This is a genomic window from Nocardioides bizhenqiangii (assembly GCF_034661235.1).
GTDB classification, from domain to species: Bacteria; Actinomycetota; Actinomycetes; order Propionibacteriales; family Nocardioidaceae; genus Nocardioides; species Nocardioides bizhenqiangii.
The window spans coordinates 389950-410266 of record NZ_CP141059.1; the positions used below are offsets into that span (position 1 = coordinate 389950).

Here is a 20317-nt window from a genome sequence, read left to right on the forward strand (position 1 = left end):
TGCGACAGGGCAGACGAAGAGAGGCCGGCAGGCCCCGACTTGCCCGCCCGGGGTCCCGCCCCGCACCGGCCACCGCACCGCCCGCCACTCCCACGGCTCAGGGTCGTTCGGGGTGGATGGGTTTCCCTGTGTCGGACCGGCCGCTCGTGTGGGAGAGGACCACCCGGCGCCGTGGTGGGTCCGTCCCTCCCAGGGCGCCGAACCGGATGACATGGGTGGACCTCATCCACCCCGCGCCTCGAGCCGTGGGAGTGGCGGGCGCGGCCGCCTTCGTGCGGTGCGGGGCGTGGGGCCCGGCGGGCAAGTCGGGGCCTGCCGGCCTCTTCTGATGGCCCCTGTCGCAGGAACCTCATCCGGCTTGCCCATGCCAGGGCCATCCGGCCCGAGGTGTGGGTCAGGCCGGCAGGCCACGGTTTGCAGCCCGTCGGGGCCCATGCCCCGCACCGCCCCCAACCGGTCACGCCCGCCACACCCACCAGGCGACAACCCACCAACCCAACCCGCGCGAAGCGCGGAAAATCCCGCCGCGGAGCGGCGGAATTACGGCATGCGTCCGTGCGGTAAATCCGCTGGTCAGCGGCACGTTTCGAACCCCTAGACCCCCTTGTGCGTCAGGCGCCGCGTGGTGGCAGTATGTGTCTCGCGCCACTCGTGATTCCATTCACAAGATCACGATCGGAGCGCTGGAACGGGCCCGCCGCACGGGAAGGGGAGGCAGTTGGAGCTCTACACGCCGGTACTCGTCCTCGCGGCTCTCGCCGCGCTGTTCGCGGTCGGCTCGGTCGCGATGAGCGCCCTCGTCGGACCGGCCCGTTACAACCGCGCGAAGCTCGACTCCTACGAGTGCGGCATCGAGCCGACGCCGCATGCCATCGGGGGCGGCCGGTTCCCGGTGAAGTACTACATCACCGCGATGATGTTCATCGTCTTCGACATCGAGATCATCTTCCTCTACCCGTGGGCCGTGCACTTCGACGCGATGGGCTGGTTCGGGTTGGTCGAGATGGTCGTCTTCATCGCCACCGTCTTCGTCGCGTACGCCTATGTGTGGCGTCGCGGCGGCCTGGACTGGGACTAACAGGAGGTAGGGCCTGATGGGTCTCGAAGAGAAGCTTCCGAGCGGCGTCCTCCTGACCACGGTCGAGGGCGTCGCAGGCTACTTCCGCAAGGCCAGCTTCTGGCCGGCGACGTTCGGCCTCGCGTGCTGCGCGATCGAGATGATGACCAGCGGCGGCCCGAAGTACGACCTGGCCCGCTTCGGCATGGAGGTGTTCCGCGCCAGCCCCCGGCAGGCCGACCTGATGATCGTGGCCGGCCGGGTGAGCCAGAAGATGGCGCCGGTGCTCCGCCAGATCTACGACCAGATGGCCGAGCCCAAGTGGGTGCTCGCGATGGGCGTGTGCGCCAGCAGCGGCGGCATGTTCAACAACTACGCGATCGTGCAGGGGGTCGACCACGTCGTACCCGTCGACATGTACCTCCCCGGCTGCCCGCCGCGGCCGGAGATGCTCATCGACGCGATCCTCAAGCTCCACGACAAGGTCCAGGCCGGCAAGCTCGGCGCCAACCGCGAGGCCCAGATCCGCGAGCTCGAGGCCGAGGGCCTGGTGGCGCTGCCCACCAGCGACATGAAGGGCCTGCTGCGGTGACGGAGGACGAGAAGAACGTCGACGAGAACGCCGACGAGAAGAAGGTCGACGAGCCGAAGCCGGCCGTCGAGCAGCCGGCTGCCGAGCAGTCGCCCGAGAACGTCCCCGCCCCGACCGGCGAGGTGCGCAAGGTCGGCGAGCGGCACGGCATGTTCGGGGTCGCGGGCACCGGCGACACCAGCGGGTACGGCGGTCTGGTCGCCCCGGTCGTCTTCCCGGCCGCGACCGAGCGTCCGTACGGCGGCTGGTTCGACACCGTGGCCGACAGCCTCGACCCGCTCATCGAGTCGGTGGTGATCCACCGGGGCGAGATCACCTTCCACATCGCGCCCGGCAACCTGATCGCGGCCGCGAAGCTGCTGCGCGACGACCCGACACTGCGCTTCGAGCTGTGTGCCGGCGTCAGCGGCGTGCACTACCCGGACGACCACGGACGCGAGCTGCACGCGGTCTACAGCTTCTTGTCCATGACCTACAACCGGCGGATCCGGGTCGAGGTCAGCGTGCCTGACGCCGACCCGCACCTGCCGTCGCTGTGCGGGGTCTATCCCGCGGTCGACTGGCACGAGCGCGAGACCTACGACATGTTCGGCATCGTCTTCGACGACCACCCGGCGCTGACCCGGATCCTGATGCCCGACGACTGGCCGGGCCACCCGCAGCGCAAGGACTACCCACTGGGTGGCATCCCGGTCGAGTACAAGGGCGGCACCATCCCGCCGCCCGACCAGAGGAGGTCCTACTCATGACCACCCACGACGTCTACGCCGGCTCCTCCGAGACGACCGACGGGAAAGTCTTCACGGTCTCCGGCCAGGACTGGGACGACATCGCGGCCGGCCTCGGCGACGAGGGCGGCGACGCGCAGGAGCGGGTCGTCGTCAACATGGGGCCGCAGCACCCGTCGACCCACGGCGTGCTCCGGCTGATCCTCGAGCTCGAGGGAGAGACGGTCACCGAGGCCCGGTGCGGCATCGGCTACCTGCACACCGGCATCGAGAAGAACATGGAGTACCGCTCCTGGGTGCAGGGCACGACGTTCTGCACCCGGATGGACTACCTCAGCCCGTTCTACAACGAGATGACCTACGTCCTCGGCGTCGAGCGTCTCCTCGACATCGAGGACGACATCCCTGAGAAGGCCCAGGTCATGCGGGTGCTCCTCATGGAGCTCAACCGGATCTCCTCCCACCTGGTCTGCATCGCGACCGGTGGCATGGAGATCGGCGCCCTCACGGTGATGACCATCGGCTTCCGTGAGCGGGAGCTGGTGCTCGACCTGTTCGAGCTGATCACCGGCCTCCGGATGAACCACGCGTTCATCCGGCCCGGTGGCGTGGCCCAGGACCTGCCCCCGGGCGCGCTCGAGGAGATCCGCGGGTTCATCGCGCTGATGAAGAAGCGGCTCCCGGAGTACGCCGCCCTCTGCAACGCCAACCCGATCTTCAAGGCACGGCTCGAGGGTGTCGGCCACCTCGACCTCGAGGGCTGCCTCGCGCTCGGTATCACCGGGCCGGTGCTGCGCAGCACCGGCTACCCGTGGGACCTGCGCAAGACGTCGCCGTACTCAGGCTACGAGACCTACGACTTCGACGTGCAGACGTGGGACACCAGCGACTCCTACGGCCGGTTCAGGCTCCGCCTCAACGAGATGTGGGAGTCGCTCAAGATCATCGAGCAGGCCGCCGACCGGCTGGCGCGGATGGAGGGCGAGCCGGTGATGGTCGCCGACAAGAAGATCGCGTGGCCCAGCCAGCTCGCGATCGGCAGCGACGGGATGGGCAACAGCCTCGACCACATCCGCCACATCATGGGGGAGTCGATGGAGGCGCTCATCCACCACTTCAAGCTGGTGACCGAGGGGTTCCGGGTGCCAGCCGGTCAGGCGTACGTCCCGATCGAGTCGCCCCGCGGCGAGCTCGGCGCCCACGTCGTCTCCGACGGCGGCACCCGCCCGTTCCGCGCCCACTTCCGCGACCCGTCGTTCAACAACCTGCAGGCCATGGGCGTGATGAGCGAGGGCAGCATGATCGCCGACGTCATCGTCGCGATCGCCAGCATCGACCCGGTGATGGGAGGTGTCGACAGGTGAACGTCCTCGACGACAAGACGCTCGACGAGCTGCGCGAGATCGCCGGCCGCTACCCGGAGAAGCGCTCGGGTCTGCTGCCGATGCTCCACCTCGCGCAGTCCGTGCAGGGCAAGGTGACGCCCGAGGCCATCGAGGCCTGCGCCGACATCCTCGACATCTCCGCCGCCGACGTCAGCGGCGTCGCGACGTTCTACACGATGTACAAGCGGCACGCGGTCGGCGACTTCCACGTCGGCGTCTGCACCAACACGCTGTGCGCGGTGATGGGTGGCGACGCGATCTTCGACCGGCTCAAGGAGCACCTCGACGTCGGCAACGACGAGGTCGCCGAGAAGCGGCAAGGCGATCAGCACTCCGTGAGCCTCGAGCACGTCGAGTGCAACGCGGCCTGCGACTACGCCCCGGTCGTGATGGTCAACTGGGAGTTCATGGACAACCAGACCCCCGACAGCGCGGTCCAGATGGTCGAGGCGCTCCGCACCGGCCAGGAGGTCCGCTCCACCCGAGGTCCCGCCATCTGCACCTGGCGCGAGGCCGAGCGGGTGCTCGCCGGCTTCCCCGACGGCCGCGTCGACGAAGGCCCGGGCGCCGGACCGGCGAGTCTGGCCGGGCTCGAGATCGCTCGCGAGCGCGGCTGGACCGCTCCGACCGCGCCGGCACCGGCCGCGGTCGAAGCCGCCGGGTCGAAGCAGGAGGCGGTCTCCGAGGCCGACACGTCGCGGGCCGAGTCCGAGACGGTCGAGGAGACCAGCGCCACCGGCGAGTCCGCTGCGGAGAAGGAGGAGGCGCAGTGACCGCCCAGGACTCCGTGCTGACCCCGGTCCTCACCGACATGTGGGACGTCGACCGCGGGTGGACGCTGCCGGCCTACGCGGCCAAGGGCGGCTACCAAGCGCTCGACCATGCCTTCGGCATGAGCCCGGACGACGTCATCACCGCCGTCAAGGACTCCGGCCTGCGCGGTCGCGGCGGCGCCGGCTTCCCGACCGGCATGAAGTGGTCGTTCATCCCGCAGGACAACCCCCGGCCCAAGTACCTCGTGGTGAACGCCGACGAGTCCGAGCCGGGCACCTGCAAGGACATCCCGCTGATGATGGGCAACCCGCACGTCCTCGTCGAGGGCGTCATCATCAGCTCCTACGCGATCCGCGCCAACAAGGCGTTCATCTACATCCGCGGCGAGGTGCTCCACGTCATCCGCCGGGTGCAGGCGGCGGTCGACGAGGCGTACGCCGCCGGCCACCTCGGCAAGGACATCCACGGGTCCGGCTACGACCTCGACGTCGTCGTGCACGCCGGTGCCGGCGCCTACATCTGCGGCGAGGAGACCGCGCTCCTCGAGGGCCTCGAGGGCCGTCGCGGACAGCCGCGCCTCCGGCCGCCGTTCCCGGCCGTCGCCGGCCTCTATGCGAGCCCGACCGTCATCAACAACGTCGAGTCGATCGCGTCGGTCCCCAGCATCGTCGCCAACGGCGCCAAGTGGTTCGCGTCCATGGGCACCGAGAAGTCCGCGGGCTTCGGCATCTTCTCCCTCTCCGGGCACGTGCAGAAGCCGGGTCAGTACGAAGCGCCCCTCGGCATCACGCTCCGCGAGCTGCTCGACCTCGCCGGCGGCGTCCGCGAGGGCCACCAGCTGAAGTTCTGGACCCCGGGCGGGTCCAGCACGCCGCTGCTCACTGCTGAGCACCTCGACATCCCGCTCGACTTCGAGGGCGTCGGTGCGGCCGGTTCGATGCTCGGCACCCGGGCGCTGCAGATCTTCGACGACAGCGTCTGCGTCGTCCGGGCCGTGCTGCGCTGGACCGAGTTCTACAAGCACGAGTCGTGCGGCAAGTGCACCCCGTGCCGCGAGGGCACCTGGTGGCTCGTGCAGGCCCTCAGCCGGCTCGAGAAGGGCTCGATCGCCGAGGCCGACGGTGCGGAGACCTTGGACCTGCTCCTCGACCAGTGCGACAACATCCTCGGGCGCTCCTTCTGCGCCCTCGGTGACGGTGCGACCAGCCCGATCTCGAGCTCGATCGCCTACTTCCGAGACGAGTACCTCGCCCACCTGGCGCAGGGCGGATGCCCCTTCGACCCGGCGAGATCGACGGCCTGGGCCGGCCAGGAGGTGAGGGCATGACCACCACGCCCGAGAAAGCGACCGACCTGGTCAACGTCACCATCGACGGCATCCAGGTCGCGGTCCCCAAGGACACGCTGGTGATCCGGGCGGCCGAGCAGGTCGGCGTCCAGATCCCGCGCTTCTGCGACCACCCGCTGCTCGCGCCGGTCGGCGCCTGCCGCCAGTGCCTGGTCGACGTACCCGACGCCGGCAACGGCCGCGGCTTCCCCAAGCCGCAGGCCTCCTGCACGCTTCCGGTCGCCGACGGCATGGTCGTCAACACGCAGGTCACCAGCCCGGTCGCCGACAAGGCGCAGCAGGGCGTGATGGAGTTCCTCCTCATCAACCATCCCCTCGACTGCCCGGTGTGCGACAAGGGCGGCGAGTGCCCGCTGCAGAACCAGGCGATGTCCAACGGCCGTGGCGAGTCGCGGTTCTCGAGCCCTGCGTCCGAGGGCGTCAAGCGGACCTTCCCCAAGCCGATCAACCTGTCGCCCAACGTGCTGCTCGACCGCGAGCGGTGCATCGTGTGCCAGCGCTGCACCCGCTTCGCCGACGAGATCGCGGGCGACCCGTTCATCGCGCTGGTCGAGCGGGGCGCCCAGCAGCAGATCGGTATCGCCGAGGACGCGCCGTTCCTGTCGTACTTCTCCGGCAACGTCATCCAGATCTGTCCCGTCGGCGCCCTCACGTCGGAGGAGTACCGGTTCCGGTCCCGTCCGTTCGACCTGGTGTCCAGTCCCGCCATCGCGGAGCACGACGCCTGCGGCTCCGCCATCCGCGTCGACCACCGGCGCGGCAAGGTGATGCGCCGGCAGGCTGGCGACGACCCCGCGGTCAACGAGGAGTGGATCACCGACAAGGACCGGTTCGCGTTCAGCTACGCGCACGCGGACGACCGGATCACGTACCCGCAGGTCCGCGGCGCCGACGGCGTCCTGCGCCCCGCGTCATGGCCCGAGGCGTTCGCCGTCGCCGCCCGCGGCCTCGCCGCTGCCCGGACGGCCGGCGGGGTGGGCGTCCTGACCGGTGGTCGGCTCACCGCCGAGGACGCCTACGCCTACAGCAAGTTCGCCCGCGTCGCGCTCGGGACCAACGACATCGACTTCCGCGCCCGGCCGCTCTCGGCCGAGGAGACGGACTTCCTCGCCGCGCACGTCGTCCTCACCGCTCCGGCGGGCGGCGGCGTGACCTACGGCGACCTCCAGTCCGCGGCGAAGGTCGTGCTGGTCGGGCTCGAGCCCGAGGACGAGGCCGGCGCGATCTTCCTGCGCCTGCGCAAGGCGGTCCTCGCCGGCCGCACCCAGGTGACCGCCCTGGCGCCGTACCGGACCCGGGGCCTGAGCAAGCTGTCGGGTCGGCTGGTCCCGACCGTTCCCGGCACCGAGGCGGAGGCGCTCCGTTCACTGCTCGAGCAGGCCGAGCACGGCGTCGACAGCACCGCGGTGGTGCTGGTCGGCGAGCGTCTCGCGGCCGTGCCGGGCGCCCTCAGCGCCGCTGCCGAGCTGGCGGCGAAGTCCGGTGCCCGACTGGCCTGGGTGCCGCGTCGGGCAGGAGACCGTGGCGCGATCGAGGCCGGCTGCCTGCCCAACCTGCTGCCCGGCGGCCGACCGGTCGCCGACGCCTCGGCCCGGGTCGACGCCGCCGCCGCCTGGGGCGTCGACGCGCTGCCCGAGGCCGAGGGCCGCGACGCCGACGGGATCGTGGCCGCGCTGAACGCCGGCGAGCTCGGCGGGCTGGTGATCGCGGGTGTCGACCCCGCCGACACCGCCGACCCGGCCGCCACCCGTGCCGCCGTCGGGGCCGCCGGCTTCGTCGTCGCCCTCGACCTCCGCGAGACGGAGGTAACCCGGGTCGCCGACGTCGTGCTGCCGGTCGCACCGGTGAGCGACAAGTCGGGTTCGTTCGTCAACTGGGAGGGCCGGATGCGGTCCTTCGAGGCCGCGCTCCGCAACCCCTCCTCGCTCCCGGACCTGCGCATCCTGTCCGGCATCGCGGCGGAGATGGGCACGCCGCTCGGCTTCCGCTCCGTACCGGAGGTCCGTGCCGAGATGGCGCAGCTGGGGCCGTGGGACGGCGAGCGACCTGGTCTCGATACGTCCTCGCCTAGCGGCTCGGACTACTCGACCAACGAAGATGTCGTTGGTCGAGTAGCGGCGAGCGCCAGCGAGCCGCGTATCCAGACCTATGTCCTCGCGACCTGGAAGCAGTCGATCGACAACGGCCGGATGCAGGACGGCGACAAGTACCTCAAGGCCACCGCGCGGCCCGTGGTCGCGCTGGTGCACCAGGACGTCTACGACAGGTGCGGGTCGACCGTGACCCTGACCGGTGACCGCGGGTCGGTCACGCTGCCGGCCGAGGTCGGCGTCGACCTGGCGCCCGGCGTGGTGTGGGTGCCCGCCAACTCGTTCGGCGCCGGAGTGCTCAGCGACCTCGCCTCGCCCGGCAGTCGCGTGCGCGTGGAGGGAGGACAACCGTGATCGCCAACCTGCTGCCGCTCGCGGCGGACGACACCGAGCTGCCGGCGTTCGGCCACGACGTCTGGTGGGTCATCGGCCTCAAGACACTGCTGATCTTCGTCATCCTGGTGCTGCTCACCCTCTTCAACATCTGGTGGGAGCGCCGGGTCGTGGCCCGGATGCAGCACCGGATCGGGCCCAACGTGCACGGGCCGTTCGGCCTCCTGCAGTCGCTCGCCGACGGCGTCAAGCTCGCCCTCAAGGAGGACCTGACGCCCAAGAACGCCGACAAGCTCGTCTTCATCCTCGCGCCGGTCATCGCGACGGTCCCCGCGTTCGTGACGTTCGCCGTCATCCCGTTCGGCCCCGAGGTCAACTTTTTCGGCGAGCGGACCCCGCTCCAGCTCACCGACATGCCGGTCGCCGTGCTCTTCGTGATGGCGATCGCGTCCATCGGCATCTACGGCATCGTGCTCGGCGGCTGGTCCAGCGGCTCGACGTACTCGCTGCTCGGCGGCCTCCGGTCGAGCGCCCAGATGATCTCCTACGAGGTCGCGATGGGCCTCGCGCTGGTGTCGGTCTTCATGTACGCCGGCGCGATGTCGACCAGTGAGATCGTCGCCGCCCAGGACGACTACTGGTTCGGCCTGATCCTGTTCCCGTCGTTCGTGATCTACACGATCGCGATGGTGGGGGAGACCAACCGCGCGCCGTTCGACCTCCCGGAGGCCGAGGGCGAACTGGTCGGCGGCTTCCACACCGAGTACTCCTCGCTGAAGTTCGCCCTCTTCTTCCTCGCCGAGTACATCAACATGGCGACCGTGTCGGCGCTCGCGACGACCCTGTTCCTCGGCGGCTGGCACGCACCGTTCTGGATCGACGAGCTCTGGGCCGGGGCGAACGAGGGCTACTGGCCGGTGCTCTGGTTCTTCGGCAAGGTCCTCTTCTTCATCTTCATCTTCATCTGGCTGCGCGGCTCGTTGCCGCGACTGCGCTACGACCAGTTCATGGCGTTCGGCTGGAAGCTGCTGATCCCGGGCGCGCTGGCATGGATCATCGCGGTCGCCGCGATGCGGACGGCCCGCAACGAGGGAGTCTTCGACGACGGCCTGATCGGCGAGCCACGCAACCTGCTCATCGTGGTCGGCGTGATCGTCGGCGTCTCCCTGGTGCTGTTCCTGATCCCCGAGAGCCGCAGGAGCGACGACGACGCGACGCACCTCGCGGCGCCGCGCTCGGGCGGCTACCCGGTGCCGCCCATGCCGGCCGGCGGAGCGGTCCGGGGCGCGGCCCGGCCGCTCGTGTTCGCAGCGGACGAGCGGGTCACCACCCCAGGGACGAGCAGCAGGTCCGGCACCACCGACAACACCACCGACCGAGGGGCGAACGATGGCTGATCAGCCAGGCAAGCAGGACTCCCCGTCGCTCAAGGAGCAGTTCTGGGACCCGGTGGCCGGCTTCGGGGTGACCTTCCGGACCATGTTCCGCAAGGTCGTCACCGAGCAGTACCCGAAGGAGAAGTTCCCCACCGCGCCGCGGTTCCACGGGCGGCACCAGCTCAACCGGTGGCCAGACGGCCTGGAGAAGTGCATCGGCTGCGAGCTGTGTGCCTGGGCGTGCCCGGCCGACGCGATCTACGTCGAGGGCGCGGAGAACAGCGACCAGCCGACCGTGGATGCCGACGGCAACACCGTGCAGTCGGGGCGCTTCTCGCCTGGCGAGCGCTACGGCCGCGTCTACCAGATCAACTACCTGCGCTGCATCCTCTGCGGTCTCTGCATCGAGGCGTGCCCGACCCGGGCGCTCACGATGACCAACGAGTACGAGCTCGCCGATGACAACCGGCGCGACCTGATCTTCGAGAAGTCCGACCTGCTCGCACCGCTGCTTCCCGGGATGGAGCAGCCGCCGCACCCGATGCTGCTCGGCGACGACGAGCAGGCCTACTACCGCGGCGAAGCCGCGACGCCCGTCGACGCGAGCGAGCGTCCTGCGGCATCGCGGGCCGCCCAGGCACCGAGCGAGGAGGCCGCGCAGTGACCGCATTCTGGATCCTCGCGCCGATCATGGTGCTGGCCGCGCTCGGCATCCTGTTCGTGCGCAAGGCCGTGCACGCCGCGCTGCTGCTGGCTGTGGTGATGATCAGCCTGGCGATCCTGTACGCCGTGCTCGAGGCGCCGTTCCTCTTCGCCGTGCAGATCATCGTCTACACCGGCGCGATCCTGATGCTCTTCCTCTTCGTGCTGATGCTGGTCGGGGTGGACGCGTCCGACTCGCTGGTCGAGACGATCAAGGGACAGCGGGCGCTGGCCTGGCTCACCGGCCTGGTGTTCGTGGTCGTGCTGCTCGTCGGCCTGACCCAGATCAGCTTCGGCACCGCGGTCGGGCTCGACGAGGCCAACGAGGGCGGCAACGTGCAGGTGCTGGCGAACCTGCTGTTCTCCCGCTACGTCTTCGCCTTCGAGGTCACCAGCGCGCTGCTGATCACGGCCGCCGTCGGCGCGATGGTGCTGGCCCACCGCGAGCGGCTCACGCCGAAGGTCAACCAGGCCGACCTCGCGGCCAAGCGGGTCCGGGACTTCAGCGAGAAGGGCGTCCACCTAGGGCCGCTGCCGCCACCCGGTGTCTACGCCCGCCACAACGCCGTCGACACCCCCGCACTGCTGCCCGACGGCAGCCCGGCGCCGGCCTCTGTGTCCCGCGTCCTCGCGGCGCGTGGCTCGATCCGCGCGGCCGAGGACCTCGCCGACGACATCGACGTGGTCACCGCGCAGCTCGACCAGGACCCCGGCACCAAGCCCGAGACCGGCGGCAAGACCAGCGCTACAGCCAGTTCAGAGGAGGATCAGGCCGCGCCCCACGGTGACCACAGTGTGCGAGGCCAGGAAAAGGGTGACCACAAGTGAGCCTGACGCCGTACGTGGTCCTGTCCGCGATCCTGTTCACGATCGGGTCCGTGGGCGTCCTGACCCGCCGCAACGCCATCGTCGTGTTCATGTGCGTCGAGCTGATGCTCAACGCATGCAACCTGGCCTTCGTCGCCTTCGCCCACCAGCACGGCAACCTCGACGGCCAGGTCGCCGCCTTCTTCGTGATGGTGGTGGCCGCGGCCGAGGTCGTGGTCGGGCTCGCGATCATCATGACCATCTTCCGGACCCGTCGATCGGCCTCGGTCGACGACGCCAGCCTGCTGAAGTTCTGAGGAACGGATGAGCTCACTTCTCCTGACCGCCGCGGCAGAGGCGGAGCACCACATCCCCGTGGTCGCCCCGACCGACGCCGACGGCGTCTTCTCGCTGCTGTGGCTGATCATCGCGCTGCCGCTGTTCGGTGCCGTGGTGCTGCTGCTCGGTGGCAAGTACACCGACAAGTGGGGCCACCTCCTCGGCACTGCCCTGCCGCTCGGGTCGTTCGTGATCAGCCTGCTCTGCTTCTTCAGCCTGCTCGGGCGCGACGAGGGCGACCGTCAGGTCTCCCAGCACCTCTACGACTGGATGCAGGTCGGCGGTCTCGATGTCGGCATGGACCTCCTCTACGACCCGCTGTCGGCGATGTTCCTGCTGCTGATCACGGGCGTCGGGTCGCTGATCCACGTGTACTCGATCGGCTACATGGCGCACGACCCGCGCCGGCGCCGGTTCTTCGGCTACCTCAACCTGTTCGTCGCCGCGATGCTGATGCTGGTCCTCTCCGAGAACTACCTCGGCCTGTTCCTGGGCTGGGAGGGCGTCGGCCTCGCGTCGTACCTCCTCATCGGCTTCTGGCAGCACAAGCACTCCGCCGCGGCCGCCGCCAAGAAGGCGTTCGTCATCAACCGGGTCGGCGACATGGGGATGGCGCTGGCGATCTTCCTGTTCTTCGTCACGTTCGGCTCCACCAGCTTCACCGTGATCAGCGCCAACGCCGGCAGTGCATCGGAGACCACCCTCAACTGGCTCGGCGTGCTGCTCCTGATCGGCGCGTGCGGCAAGTCGGCCCAGGTGCCGCTCCAGGCCTGGCTGCTCGACGCGATGGAGGGCCCGACCCCGGTGTCGGCGCTCATCCACGCCGCGACCATGGTGACCGCGGGCGTCTACCTGATCACCCGCTCCAACTTCGTCTTCGAGCTGGCGCCGGCCGCGCAGACCGCGGTCGTCATCGTCGCGACGGTCACGCTGCTCTGGGGTGCGATCCTCGGGTGCGCCAAGGACGACATCAAGAAGGGCCTCGCCGGCTCCACGATGAGCCAGATCGGCTACATGATGCTCGGCGCCGGGCTCGGTGTCGCCGGCTACGCCTTCGCGATCTTCCACCTGATGACCCACGGGTTCTTCAAGGCCAACATGTTCCTCGGCGCCGGCTCGGTCATGCACGCGATGGACGACGACGTCGACATGCGTCACTACGGCGGCCTGCAGAAACTGCTGCCGGTGACGTTCCTGACGTTCGCGATGGGCTACCTGGCGATCATCGGGTTCCCCGGGTTCTCCGGGTTCTTCTCCAAGGACAAGATCATCGAGGTCGCGCTCACCGAGAACCTCCTCGTGGGCATCTGCGCGCTGCTGGGCGCCGGCATCACCGGCTTCTACATGACCCGGATGATGCTGTTGACCTTCTTCACCAAGAAGCGCTGGGAGGACGGCGTCCACCCGCACGAGTCGCCCGCCGTGATGACGGTGCCGCTGATCGTGCTGGCGGCGCTCTCGGTGCTCGGCGGCGTGATGCTCGCCGGCGACTGGATCGTCGACTTCCTCAGCCCGGTGGTCGGCCACGTGGAGCACGAGGACCCGCCGCTCCCCGCGATCGTGATCACCCTGCTCGTCGTCGCGGTCGTCGGCGTCGGCGTGGCGCTCGCGTTCCTGCTCTTCCAGAAGCGCGACGTGCCGCGCGAAGCCCCCCAGGACGTCTCGTTCGTCACGAGGGCCGCGCGTGCGGACATCTACGGCGACGCGATCAACGACGCGCTCGTCGTACGGCCCGGCGGCCAGTTGGTGACCGGGCTGGTCGCGACCGACCGGGGTCTCGTCGACGGCAGCTTCACCGGCGGCGCGACCGTCGTCGGTGGCATCGGCCAGGGGCTGCGTCGGCTGCAGACCGGCTACGTCCGGTCGTACGCGTTGTCCGTGCTCGGGGGCGCACTCATCCTCGTCCTGACCCTGGTGGCGGTGAACCTCTGATGTTGTCCACTCTCATCTGGCTCCCGCTGGCCGGCGCGGTCGTCGTCGCCCTCGCGCCGCGGTCGCTGAGCAAGCTGCTCGGCATGGGCGTCGCGCTGGCGACCCTCGTCGTCGGCGCGGTGGCCGCGGTCTCCTACGAGGTCGACGGCGGGATGCAGCTCGAGGAGAGCTACACCTGGATCGACGCGTTCGGCGTCCACTACGCGCTCGGCCTCGACGGGCTCGGCCTGCTGATGGTGCTGCTCACCGTGGCGCTGGTCCCGCTGGTGCTCGCGGCGGAGTGGTTCGCGGCCGACGACGCCGACGGCGGCGGGGCGCGCGCGTTCGTCGCGTGGGCGTTGGCGCTCGAGTCCTTGTCGCTCGCGGTGTTCTGCGCGACCGACGTGTTCCTCTTCTACGTCGTGTTCGAGGCCACCCTGATCCCGGCGTACTTCCTCATCGGCGGCTTCGGCCGCGCGGGCCGCGGCGCGGCGGCGGTGAAGTTCCTGATGTTCCAGCTCGCCGGCGGACTGGTGCTGCTCGCCTCCGTGATCGGGCTCTACGTCGTCTCGGCCGAGGAGGGCGAGCCGTCGTACCTCCTCTCCGACCTGATGGCCCTCGACATCGACACCGACGCCGGGCGCTGGCTGTTCATCGGCTTCTTCATCGCCTTCGCGATCAAGGCGCCGCTGTTCCCGCTCCACACCTGGCTCGCCGACACCACCGAGAAGGCCACGCCCGGCACCTCGGTGCTGCTGGTGTGCGTGCTCGACAAGATCGGCACCTTCGGCATGCTGCGGTTCTGCCTCGGGATCTTCCCGGAGGCGTCGGAGTGGGCGACCCCGGTCGTGATCACGCTGGCACTGATCTCCATCGTGTACGGCGCCCTCGTGGCGATCGGGCAGGACGACGTCCTCCGGCTGATCGGCCTGACCTCGCTGAGCCACTTCGGCTTCATCACCCTCGGCATCTTCGCGATGACCAGCCAGGGCAGCTCCGGCGCGATCCTCTACATGGTCAACCACGGCATCGGCACCGCCGCGCTGTTCCTCATCGCCGGCTACCTCTACCACCGCCGCGGCACCATGCTGATCAGCGAGATGGGCGGCCTCGAGAAGGCGACCCCGGTGCTCGCCGGGCTGTTCCTCGTCGCCGGGCTGGCGACCCTCGGCCTCCCGGGCCTCAGCCCGTTCGTCTCCGAGTTCCTCGTGCTGGTGTCGGCCTTCGACTACGCCTGGTACGCCGGCGTGATCGCGGTCACCGGCATCGTGCTGGCCGCCATCTACGTGCTGTGGATGTACCAGCGCACGTTCACCGGTCCGCCGGGGCCGTCGTCGGTCGGCGGGGGGACGAGTGACCTCGGCGTGCGCGAGGTCGCAGCGGTCGCCCCGTTGATGGCGGCGCTGGTCCTCTTCGGCTTCTACCCGGCGCCGCTGCTCGACGTCGCCAACCCTTTCACCGATGACCTGCTGGGCCATGTCGGCGTCGAGGACGACAGTCCCGACGTCCCACCGGCCGAGGTCGAGCACGACGCTGCCGACGAGGGGGAGGCGCACTGATGCCCGAGTTCAGCAAGCCCACGCTCGAGTACTTCGAGCTCCTTCCGCTGTTCATCGTCTTCGGCGCGGCCTGCCTCGGCGTGCTCGTCGAGGCGTTCCTCCCGCGGGAGCGGCGTCGGCTGCCGCAGGTGCTGCTGACCCTCGTCGCGCTCGCTGCCGCGCTGGGCGCCACCATCTGGATCGCCACCGACCTGGAGGAGCACGCAGACGGCGCGGCGCGCGGCCTGGTCGGCGCCGAGGGCAGCATCATCGTCGACGGTCCGACCGTCTACCTGTGGGGCCTGCTGCTGGTCTTCGGCATCCTCGGCACCGGGCTCTTCGCCGAGCGCCGCCTGGAGGGCGGGCTGTCCGCGTTCGCGGGCCAGGCCGCGGCCCTGCCCGGCACCGAGGCGGAGCGGCTGGCCGCCACCAAGGGCCTCGACCACACCGAGGTCTACCCGCTGCTGCTGTTCGCCACTGGCGGCATGCTGATGTTCCCGGCGTCGGGTGACCTGCTCACCATGTTCGTCGCGCTCGAGGTGCTCTCGCTGCCGCTCTACCTGCTCTGTGGACTCGCCCGCCGGCGACGGCTGCTGAGCCAGGAGGCGGCCCTCAAGTACTTCCTGCTCGGCGCCTTCTCCTCCGGGTTCTTCCTCTACGGCGCCGCCCTGGTCTACGGCTACGCCGGCTCGGTGTCGCTGGCCGGCATCGACCAGGCGGTCCGGGCCGGCAACGCCGACCGCGGCCTGCTGCTCGCCGGTATCGCGCTGCTCGCGGTCGGTCTGCTGTTCAAGGTCGGCGCCGCGCCGTTCCAGGCCTGGACGCCGGACGTCTACCAGGGTGCTCCGACCGCGGTCACCGCGTTCATGTCGGCAGCGACCAAGGTCGCCGCGTTCGGGGCGCTGCTGCGCCTGTTCTACGTCGCGTTCGACGCGGAGCGGTGGAGCTGGCAGCCGATGCTCTCGGTGGTCGCGATCGCCACCATGCTGCTCGGTGCGGTGCTCGCGATCGTGCAGACCGACGTGAAGCGGATGCTGGCCTACTCCGCGGTCGCGCACACCGGCTTCCTGCTGACCGGTCTGATCGGTGCCCAGGGCGCCGGGGAGCTCGCCGAGGGCCAGTACTCCTCGCTGGAGGGCGTGCTGTTCTACCTGACGACCTACGGGTTCGCGTCGGTCGGCGCCTTCGCGCTGGTCACGGTGGTGCGCGACGCCGGCGGCGAGGCTTCCGGGATGTCCGCCTGGGCCGGGCTGGGGAAGCGGTCCCCGCTCGTGGCGGGTTCCTTCGCGTTCTTCCTGCTGTCGATGGCCGGGATCCCGCTGACCTCGGGATTCGTCGGCAAGTGGGCGGTCTTCACCTCGGCGATGTCCGCCGGGTTCTGGTGGGTGGTGCTACCGGCGATCGTGTCCAGTGTCATCGCCGTCTTCTTCTACATCCGGTGCATCCGGGTGATGTTCTTCAACGACCCGGAGCCGGGTGAGACAGCGGCGGTGACGGACGCGTCGGTGCTGACCGTCGGCACCGTCGCGATCTGCCTGGCGGCGACCGTCGTGCTCGGTATCGTGCCGGGCCCGGTTCTGGATCTGGTCGTGGGTGCGGGAGACTTCATCAGGTGAATCCCGCCGACCTGGCCCTGCCGATCACGGACGACGCCCTCGCCGCCCGCCTGCGCGAACGGATGACGGCGGTCGAGGCGGCACTCTTCGAGCACGCGAGCAGTCGGGCGCCGTACGTCACCGAGGCGGCGCGCCACCTGCTCGCCGCCGGCGGCAAGCGGTTCCGGCCGCTGCTGGTGCTGCTCGCCGCCGAGGCCGGCGACCGGCCGGACTCCGACGAGGTGCTCACGGCCGCCTGCGTCGTCGAGATCACCCACGTCGGCTCGCTCTACCACGACGACGTGATGGACGAGGCCGCGCTCAGGCGGGGAGCCGACTCGGCCAACTCCCGCTACGACAACCTGGTCGCCATCCTCACCGGCGACTGGCTGTTCGCGAAGTCCTCCGAGCTGACCTCCCGGCTCGGGCCCGAGGCGGTGCGCATCCAGGCCGAGACGTTCACCCGGCTGGTCGAGGGCCAGATCCTCGAGACCGTCGAGCCGGGGCCCGACGACGACCCGCTGCAGCACTACCTGGAGGTGGTCGCCGGCAAGACCGGCTCCCTGATCGCGACGTCCGCCCGCTACGGCGCGATGTTCGGCGGCGCGCCGCCGGAGGTGGTCGCCGCGCTGACGGAGTACGGCGAGCTCGTCGGGACCGCGTTCCAGCTCTCCGACGACATCCTCGACATCGCGTCGGAGTCCGCCGAGTCCGGCAAGACGCCGGGCACCGACCTGCGCGAGGGCGTGCCGACCCTGCCGGTGCTGATGGCCCAGGCGTCGAAGGACCCAGCGGACGCCCGCCTGCACGAGATCCTCGCCGCCGACCTCGCCGACGACGACCTCCACGCCGAGGCCCTCGACCTGCTGCGCAAGCACCCCGCGATGGACGAGGCCCGCGCCTACGTCCTCGCCCGCGCCGGCGAGGCCAAGCAGCGCCTCGCCGCCCTCCCCGAGGGATCGGTCCGCTCCGCCCTCGAGGCCTTCGCCGACGCCGTCGCTGTCCGCACCGCCTGAGCTCGTCCCTCGGACGAGCGCCGGCGCTCAGCAGGCCGGCGCGGTCTCGACCACGAGCGCGAACTGGCGGCGGCGCTCGCGGAGCGCGTCCCAGGTGAACACCGAGAGGGCGAGCCAGACGAGGGCGAAGCCGATCCAGCGGCCCGGTGGCATGTGCTCGCCGAGCACCGTGACGCCGAGCGCGAACTGCAAGATCGGCGCGAGGTACTGCAGCAGCCCGAGTGACGTCATCGTGAGCCGGGTCGCCGCTCCGCTGAAGAGGAGGAGCGGGATGGCGGTGACCACACCGCTCGACATCAGCAGCAGCACGTGGCCGATGCCTTCGGAGCCGAAGTGCGCGTCGCCCGTCGTACCCAGCCAGGCGAGGAAGCAGAGGGCGAACGGCGCGATCAGCGCTGTCTCGAGGGCCAGGCTCTCGATCGCGCCGACTCCCGCGGTCTTCTTCGCCAGCCCGTACGTCCCGAACGAGAACGCGAGCACCAGCGCGATCCACGGCGGGCGGCCGTAGTCCCACGTCAGCACGGCGACGGCCACGAAACCGATGCCGAGCGCGGTCCACTGAACCCAGCGCAGCCGCTCGCCGAGGATGATCACGCCCATCAGCACCGTCACCAGCGGGTTGATGAAGTACCCGAGCGACGTCTCGACCACGCGCTCGGAGTTCACGCCGTAGATGTAGGTGCCCCAGTTGAAGGTGATCGTCGCTGCCGCGAGCACCAGGAGCAGCGTCTTCCGACGATCGCGGAGCAGGTCCCGCATGGTCGCCCGGCGCCGCAGTGCGAGGACCAGCAGCGCCATGACCAGCGCCGACCACACGATCCGGTGGGCGAGGATCTCGATCGCGCCACCCGGCTCCAGGAGCGGGAAGTAGAGGGGGAACGCGCCCCAGAGCCCGTACGCTCCGATCCCGAAGATCAGGCCACGCCGAGACTCCATCACGTCACAAGCGTAGGTGTCAGACGACCATGACAACAACCGGGACCCGGTTCGGCGCTCCGGGTTTGCGCCCGATAGCGTCGGGTAGACGCCGCCTTGCAACGCTCACAACTCGGAAATAAAAAGGGGACCCCATGCGCCGCATGATCTTTGCGCTGATCGCCACGTTCAGCGCCTTCCTGCTCGCCGCCACCGTCGCGCCGGCCGCGACCGCGCAGCAGGACGCCAGCATCACGACCGACCGAACCTCCGTCAGCACCGCGACCGTCGGCGAACGCCCGCCGCACGTCGTGCGGGGCCTGAAGGCCTACGAGATCCGCAACACCGGCAGGTTCCGGGTCGTCGGAAAGGCGATCACCTACCGGGGCAAGCCGGTCGTCCTGAAGAAGTCGAACCGCAAGCTCACCGGCTACCGGTTCGTCAAGCAGGACCGGACCAGCCCCGAGGGCCGGTTCGCGATGAACTTCGACGGTCCGGTCGGGACCCACTTCCGCATCTTCCTGAAGGCGACGCCGCGCAACAGCGCCACGAACTTCTACCTGGGCAGGATCGTCCGCGACTGATCGCGCCGGACAACGCAACGTGGGCCCCGCCGGATGGCGGGGCCCACGTCTGCGTCTGGTCGGGGGAGCTCAGCCGACGTCCCAGGTGTCGCCGGCGTTGAGCAGCTGGGTGAGCCGGTCGGTGTCGGTGCCCTCGACCTTGGCCTTGGCGTCGTCGACCTGCGCGCGGGCGAGGTCGTCGTAGGTCGGCCGCTCGACCTGGCGGAAGATGCCGATCGGTGAACGGTTGAGGTAGCCGGCGTCGGTGAGCCGTGAGATCGCGAACGCCGTCGACGGGTCCGGGTTGTGGGCGTCGTGGACGAGCAACTGGTCGTCGGTCACCGACGCCGTTTCGGCCACGTCGACGCCGCCGGCGGACCGGACGAGGGCCTTGTCGCCGCGGCCGGTGTCCTCGTCGAGCGTGCCGAAGGTGATCGGCTGGCCGTGGACGAGCGGGATGATCGCGTGGTCCTTGGTGTCGCGATCCTTGATCGCGTCGAACGCGCCATCGTTGAAGATCGGGCAGTTCTGGTAGATCTCGACGAACGACGTGCCCCGGTGGGCGGCGGCCGCGGCAAGCACGGCGGTGAGGTGCTTGCGGTCGCTGTCGATGGTGCGGGCGACGAAGGACGCTTCGGCGCCGAGCGCCAGGGACACCGGGTTGAACGGGTGGTCGAGCGAGCCCACCGGAGTCGACTTGGTGACCTTGCCGACCTCGGAGGTGGGGGAGTACTGACCCTTGGTGAGGCCGTAGATCCGGTTGTTGAACAGCAGGATCGTCATGTTGACGTTGCGGCGCAGCGCGTGGATCAGGTGGTTGCCGCCGATCGACAGCGCGTCACCGTCACCGGTGACGACCCAGACCGACAGGTCCGCACGCGCGGTCGCGATGCCGGTCGCGATCGACGGCGCGCGGCCGTGGATCGAGTGCATGCCGTAGGTGTCGAGGTAGTAAGGGAACCGCGACGAGCAGCCGATGCCGGAGACGAACACGATGTTCTCGCGGCGCAGGCCGAGATCGGGCAGGAACGACTGCACCGCCTTGAGCACGGCGTAGTCCCCGCAGCCCGGGCACCAGCGCACCTCCTGGTCGCTGGTGAACTCCTTGCCGGTCTGCGGGCCGTCGGCAGCGGGCACCGACTCGGTGCCGGAGCGGAAGGACGGGACGGGAAGCTCGGTGGTGCTCATGCTTTTTCGGGGTCCCTGCGGAGTTGTTGGGCGGAGGAGCGCAGCGGGGGAGTCCAAGAA

18 protein-coding genes are annotated in these 20317 nt (G+C 69.8%); 16 read left to right on the forward strand and 2 right to left on the reverse strand.

The window, feature by feature from the left end:
- Positions 1-718 precede the first annotated feature (718 nt).
- Genes SHK19_RS01910 through SHK19_RS01980 form a run of 15 tightly spaced genes read left to right on the forward strand, consistent with a single transcriptional unit; the run spans position 719 to position 17591 of the window.
- Positions 719-1078 carry an NADH-quinone oxidoreductase subunit A gene (locus SHK19_RS01910; RefSeq protein ID WP_322457594.1) on the forward strand — a complete coding sequence of 120 codons (360 nt, stop codon included), beginning with the start codon at positions 719-721 and terminating at the stop codon, positions 1076-1078.
- A 16-nt stretch (positions 1079-1094) separates the two neighbouring features.
- Positions 1095-1649 (forward strand): NuoB/complex I 20 kDa subunit family protein, encoded by a 555-nt coding sequence (locus SHK19_RS01915; protein ID WP_322457595.1) that lies wholly within the window; start codon positions 1095-1097, stop codon positions 1647-1649.
- Positions 1646-2398, forward strand: coding sequence for an NADH-quinone oxidoreductase subunit C (locus SHK19_RS01920; RefSeq protein ID WP_405030450.1), 753 nt, complete (start codon positions 1646-1648; stop codon positions 2396-2398). Before SHK19_RS01915 ends, SHK19_RS01920 begins: the two co-directional genes overlap by 4 nt.
- Positions 2395-3741 carry an NADH-quinone oxidoreductase subunit D gene (locus SHK19_RS01925; protein WP_322457596.1) on the forward strand — a complete coding sequence of 449 codons (1347 nt, stop codon included), beginning with the start codon at positions 2395-2397 and terminating at the stop codon, positions 3739-3741. Before SHK19_RS01920 ends, SHK19_RS01925 begins: the two co-directional genes overlap by 4 nt.
- The gene (gene nuoE, locus SHK19_RS01930) at positions 3738-4535 is read left to right on the forward strand and encodes an NADH-quinone oxidoreductase subunit NuoE (protein ID WP_322457597.1); all 798 of its coding nucleotides are present in this window, start codon (positions 3738-3740) and stop codon (positions 4533-4535) included. The genes SHK19_RS01925 and nuoE overlap by 4 nt, the downstream gene beginning before the upstream one ends.
- Positions 4536-4573: 38 nt before the next feature.
- Positions 4574-5863: an NADH-quinone oxidoreductase subunit NuoF gene (gene nuoF / locus SHK19_RS01935; RefSeq protein ID WP_322938663.1), complete on the forward strand. Its 1290-nt coding sequence runs from the start codon at positions 4574-4576 to the stop codon at positions 5861-5863.
- The gene (locus SHK19_RS01940; RefSeq protein ID WP_322937694.1) at positions 5860-8328 is read left to right on the forward strand and encodes an NADH-quinone oxidoreductase subunit G; all 2469 of its coding nucleotides are present in this window, start codon (positions 5860-5862) and stop codon (positions 8326-8328) included. The genes nuoF and SHK19_RS01940 overlap by 4 nt, the downstream gene beginning before the upstream one ends.
- Complete coding sequence (gene nuoH / locus SHK19_RS01945; RefSeq protein WP_322457599.1) at positions 8325-9704, forward strand: NADH-quinone oxidoreductase subunit NuoH; 1380 nt, start codon at positions 8325-8327, stop codon at positions 9702-9704. Before SHK19_RS01940 ends, nuoH begins: the two co-directional genes overlap by 4 nt.
- On the forward strand, positions 9697-10347 hold the full coding sequence (gene nuoI / locus SHK19_RS01950; RefSeq protein ID WP_405030451.1) for an NADH-quinone oxidoreductase subunit NuoI: 651 nt from the start codon (positions 9697-9699) through the stop codon (positions 10345-10347). The genes nuoH and nuoI overlap by 8 nt, the downstream gene beginning before the upstream one ends.
- Positions 10344-11213 carry an NADH-quinone oxidoreductase subunit J gene (locus tag SHK19_RS01955; protein ID WP_322457600.1) on the forward strand — a complete coding sequence of 290 codons (870 nt, stop codon included), beginning with the start codon at positions 10344-10346 and terminating at the stop codon, positions 11211-11213. The genes nuoI and SHK19_RS01955 overlap by 4 nt, the downstream gene beginning before the upstream one ends.
- Entirely contained in the window at positions 11210-11509 is a 300-nt protein-coding gene (nuoK, locus tag SHK19_RS01960) for an NADH-quinone oxidoreductase subunit NuoK (protein ID WP_322457601.1), read from the forward strand. Before SHK19_RS01955 ends, nuoK begins: the two co-directional genes overlap by 4 nt.
- 7 nt (positions 11510-11516) lie before the next feature.
- The gene (gene nuoL, locus SHK19_RS01965; protein ID WP_322937695.1) at positions 11517-13463 is read left to right on the forward strand and encodes an NADH-quinone oxidoreductase subunit L; all 1947 of its coding nucleotides are present in this window, start codon (positions 11517-11519) and stop codon (positions 13461-13463) included.
- On the forward strand, positions 13463-15001 hold the full coding sequence (locus SHK19_RS01970; RefSeq protein ID WP_322937696.1) for an NADH-quinone oxidoreductase subunit M: 1539 nt from the start codon (positions 13463-13465) through the stop codon (positions 14999-15001). Before nuoL ends, SHK19_RS01970 begins: the two co-directional genes overlap by 1 nt.
- Entirely contained in the window at positions 15001-16596 is a 1596-nt protein-coding gene (gene nuoN, locus SHK19_RS01975) for an NADH-quinone oxidoreductase subunit NuoN (protein ID WP_322457604.1), read from the forward strand. The genes SHK19_RS01970 and nuoN overlap by 1 nt, the downstream gene beginning before the upstream one ends.
- On the forward strand, positions 16593-17591 hold the full coding sequence (locus SHK19_RS01980) for a polyprenyl synthetase family protein (RefSeq protein WP_322457605.1): 999 nt from the start codon (positions 16593-16595) through the stop codon (positions 17589-17591). Before nuoN ends, SHK19_RS01980 begins: the two co-directional genes overlap by 4 nt.
- Before the next feature lie 27 nt (positions 17592-17618).
- Here SHK19_RS01980 and rarD read toward each other — a convergent pair whose 3' ends face one another.
- On the reverse strand, positions 17619-18527 hold the full coding sequence (gene rarD / locus SHK19_RS01985) for an EamA family transporter RarD (RefSeq protein WP_322457615.1): 909 nt from the start codon (positions 18525-18527) through the stop codon (positions 17619-17621).
- Positions 18528-18661: 134 nt separating this feature from the next.
- Between rarD and SHK19_RS01990 the strand changes: the two genes are divergently transcribed.
- Complete coding sequence (locus SHK19_RS01990) at positions 18662-19090, forward strand: hypothetical protein (RefSeq protein ID WP_322457606.1); 429 nt, start codon at positions 18662-18664, stop codon at positions 19088-19090.
- Positions 19091-19159: 69 nt separating this feature from the next.
- On the opposite strand, the gene SHK19_RS01995 is transcribed toward SHK19_RS01990, so the two are convergent.
- Positions 19160-20257: a 2-oxoacid:ferredoxin oxidoreductase subunit beta gene (locus tag SHK19_RS01995; protein WP_322937697.1), complete on the reverse strand. Its 1098-nt coding sequence runs from the start codon at positions 20255-20257 to the stop codon at positions 19160-19162.
- Positions 20258-20317: the final 60 nt, after the last annotated feature.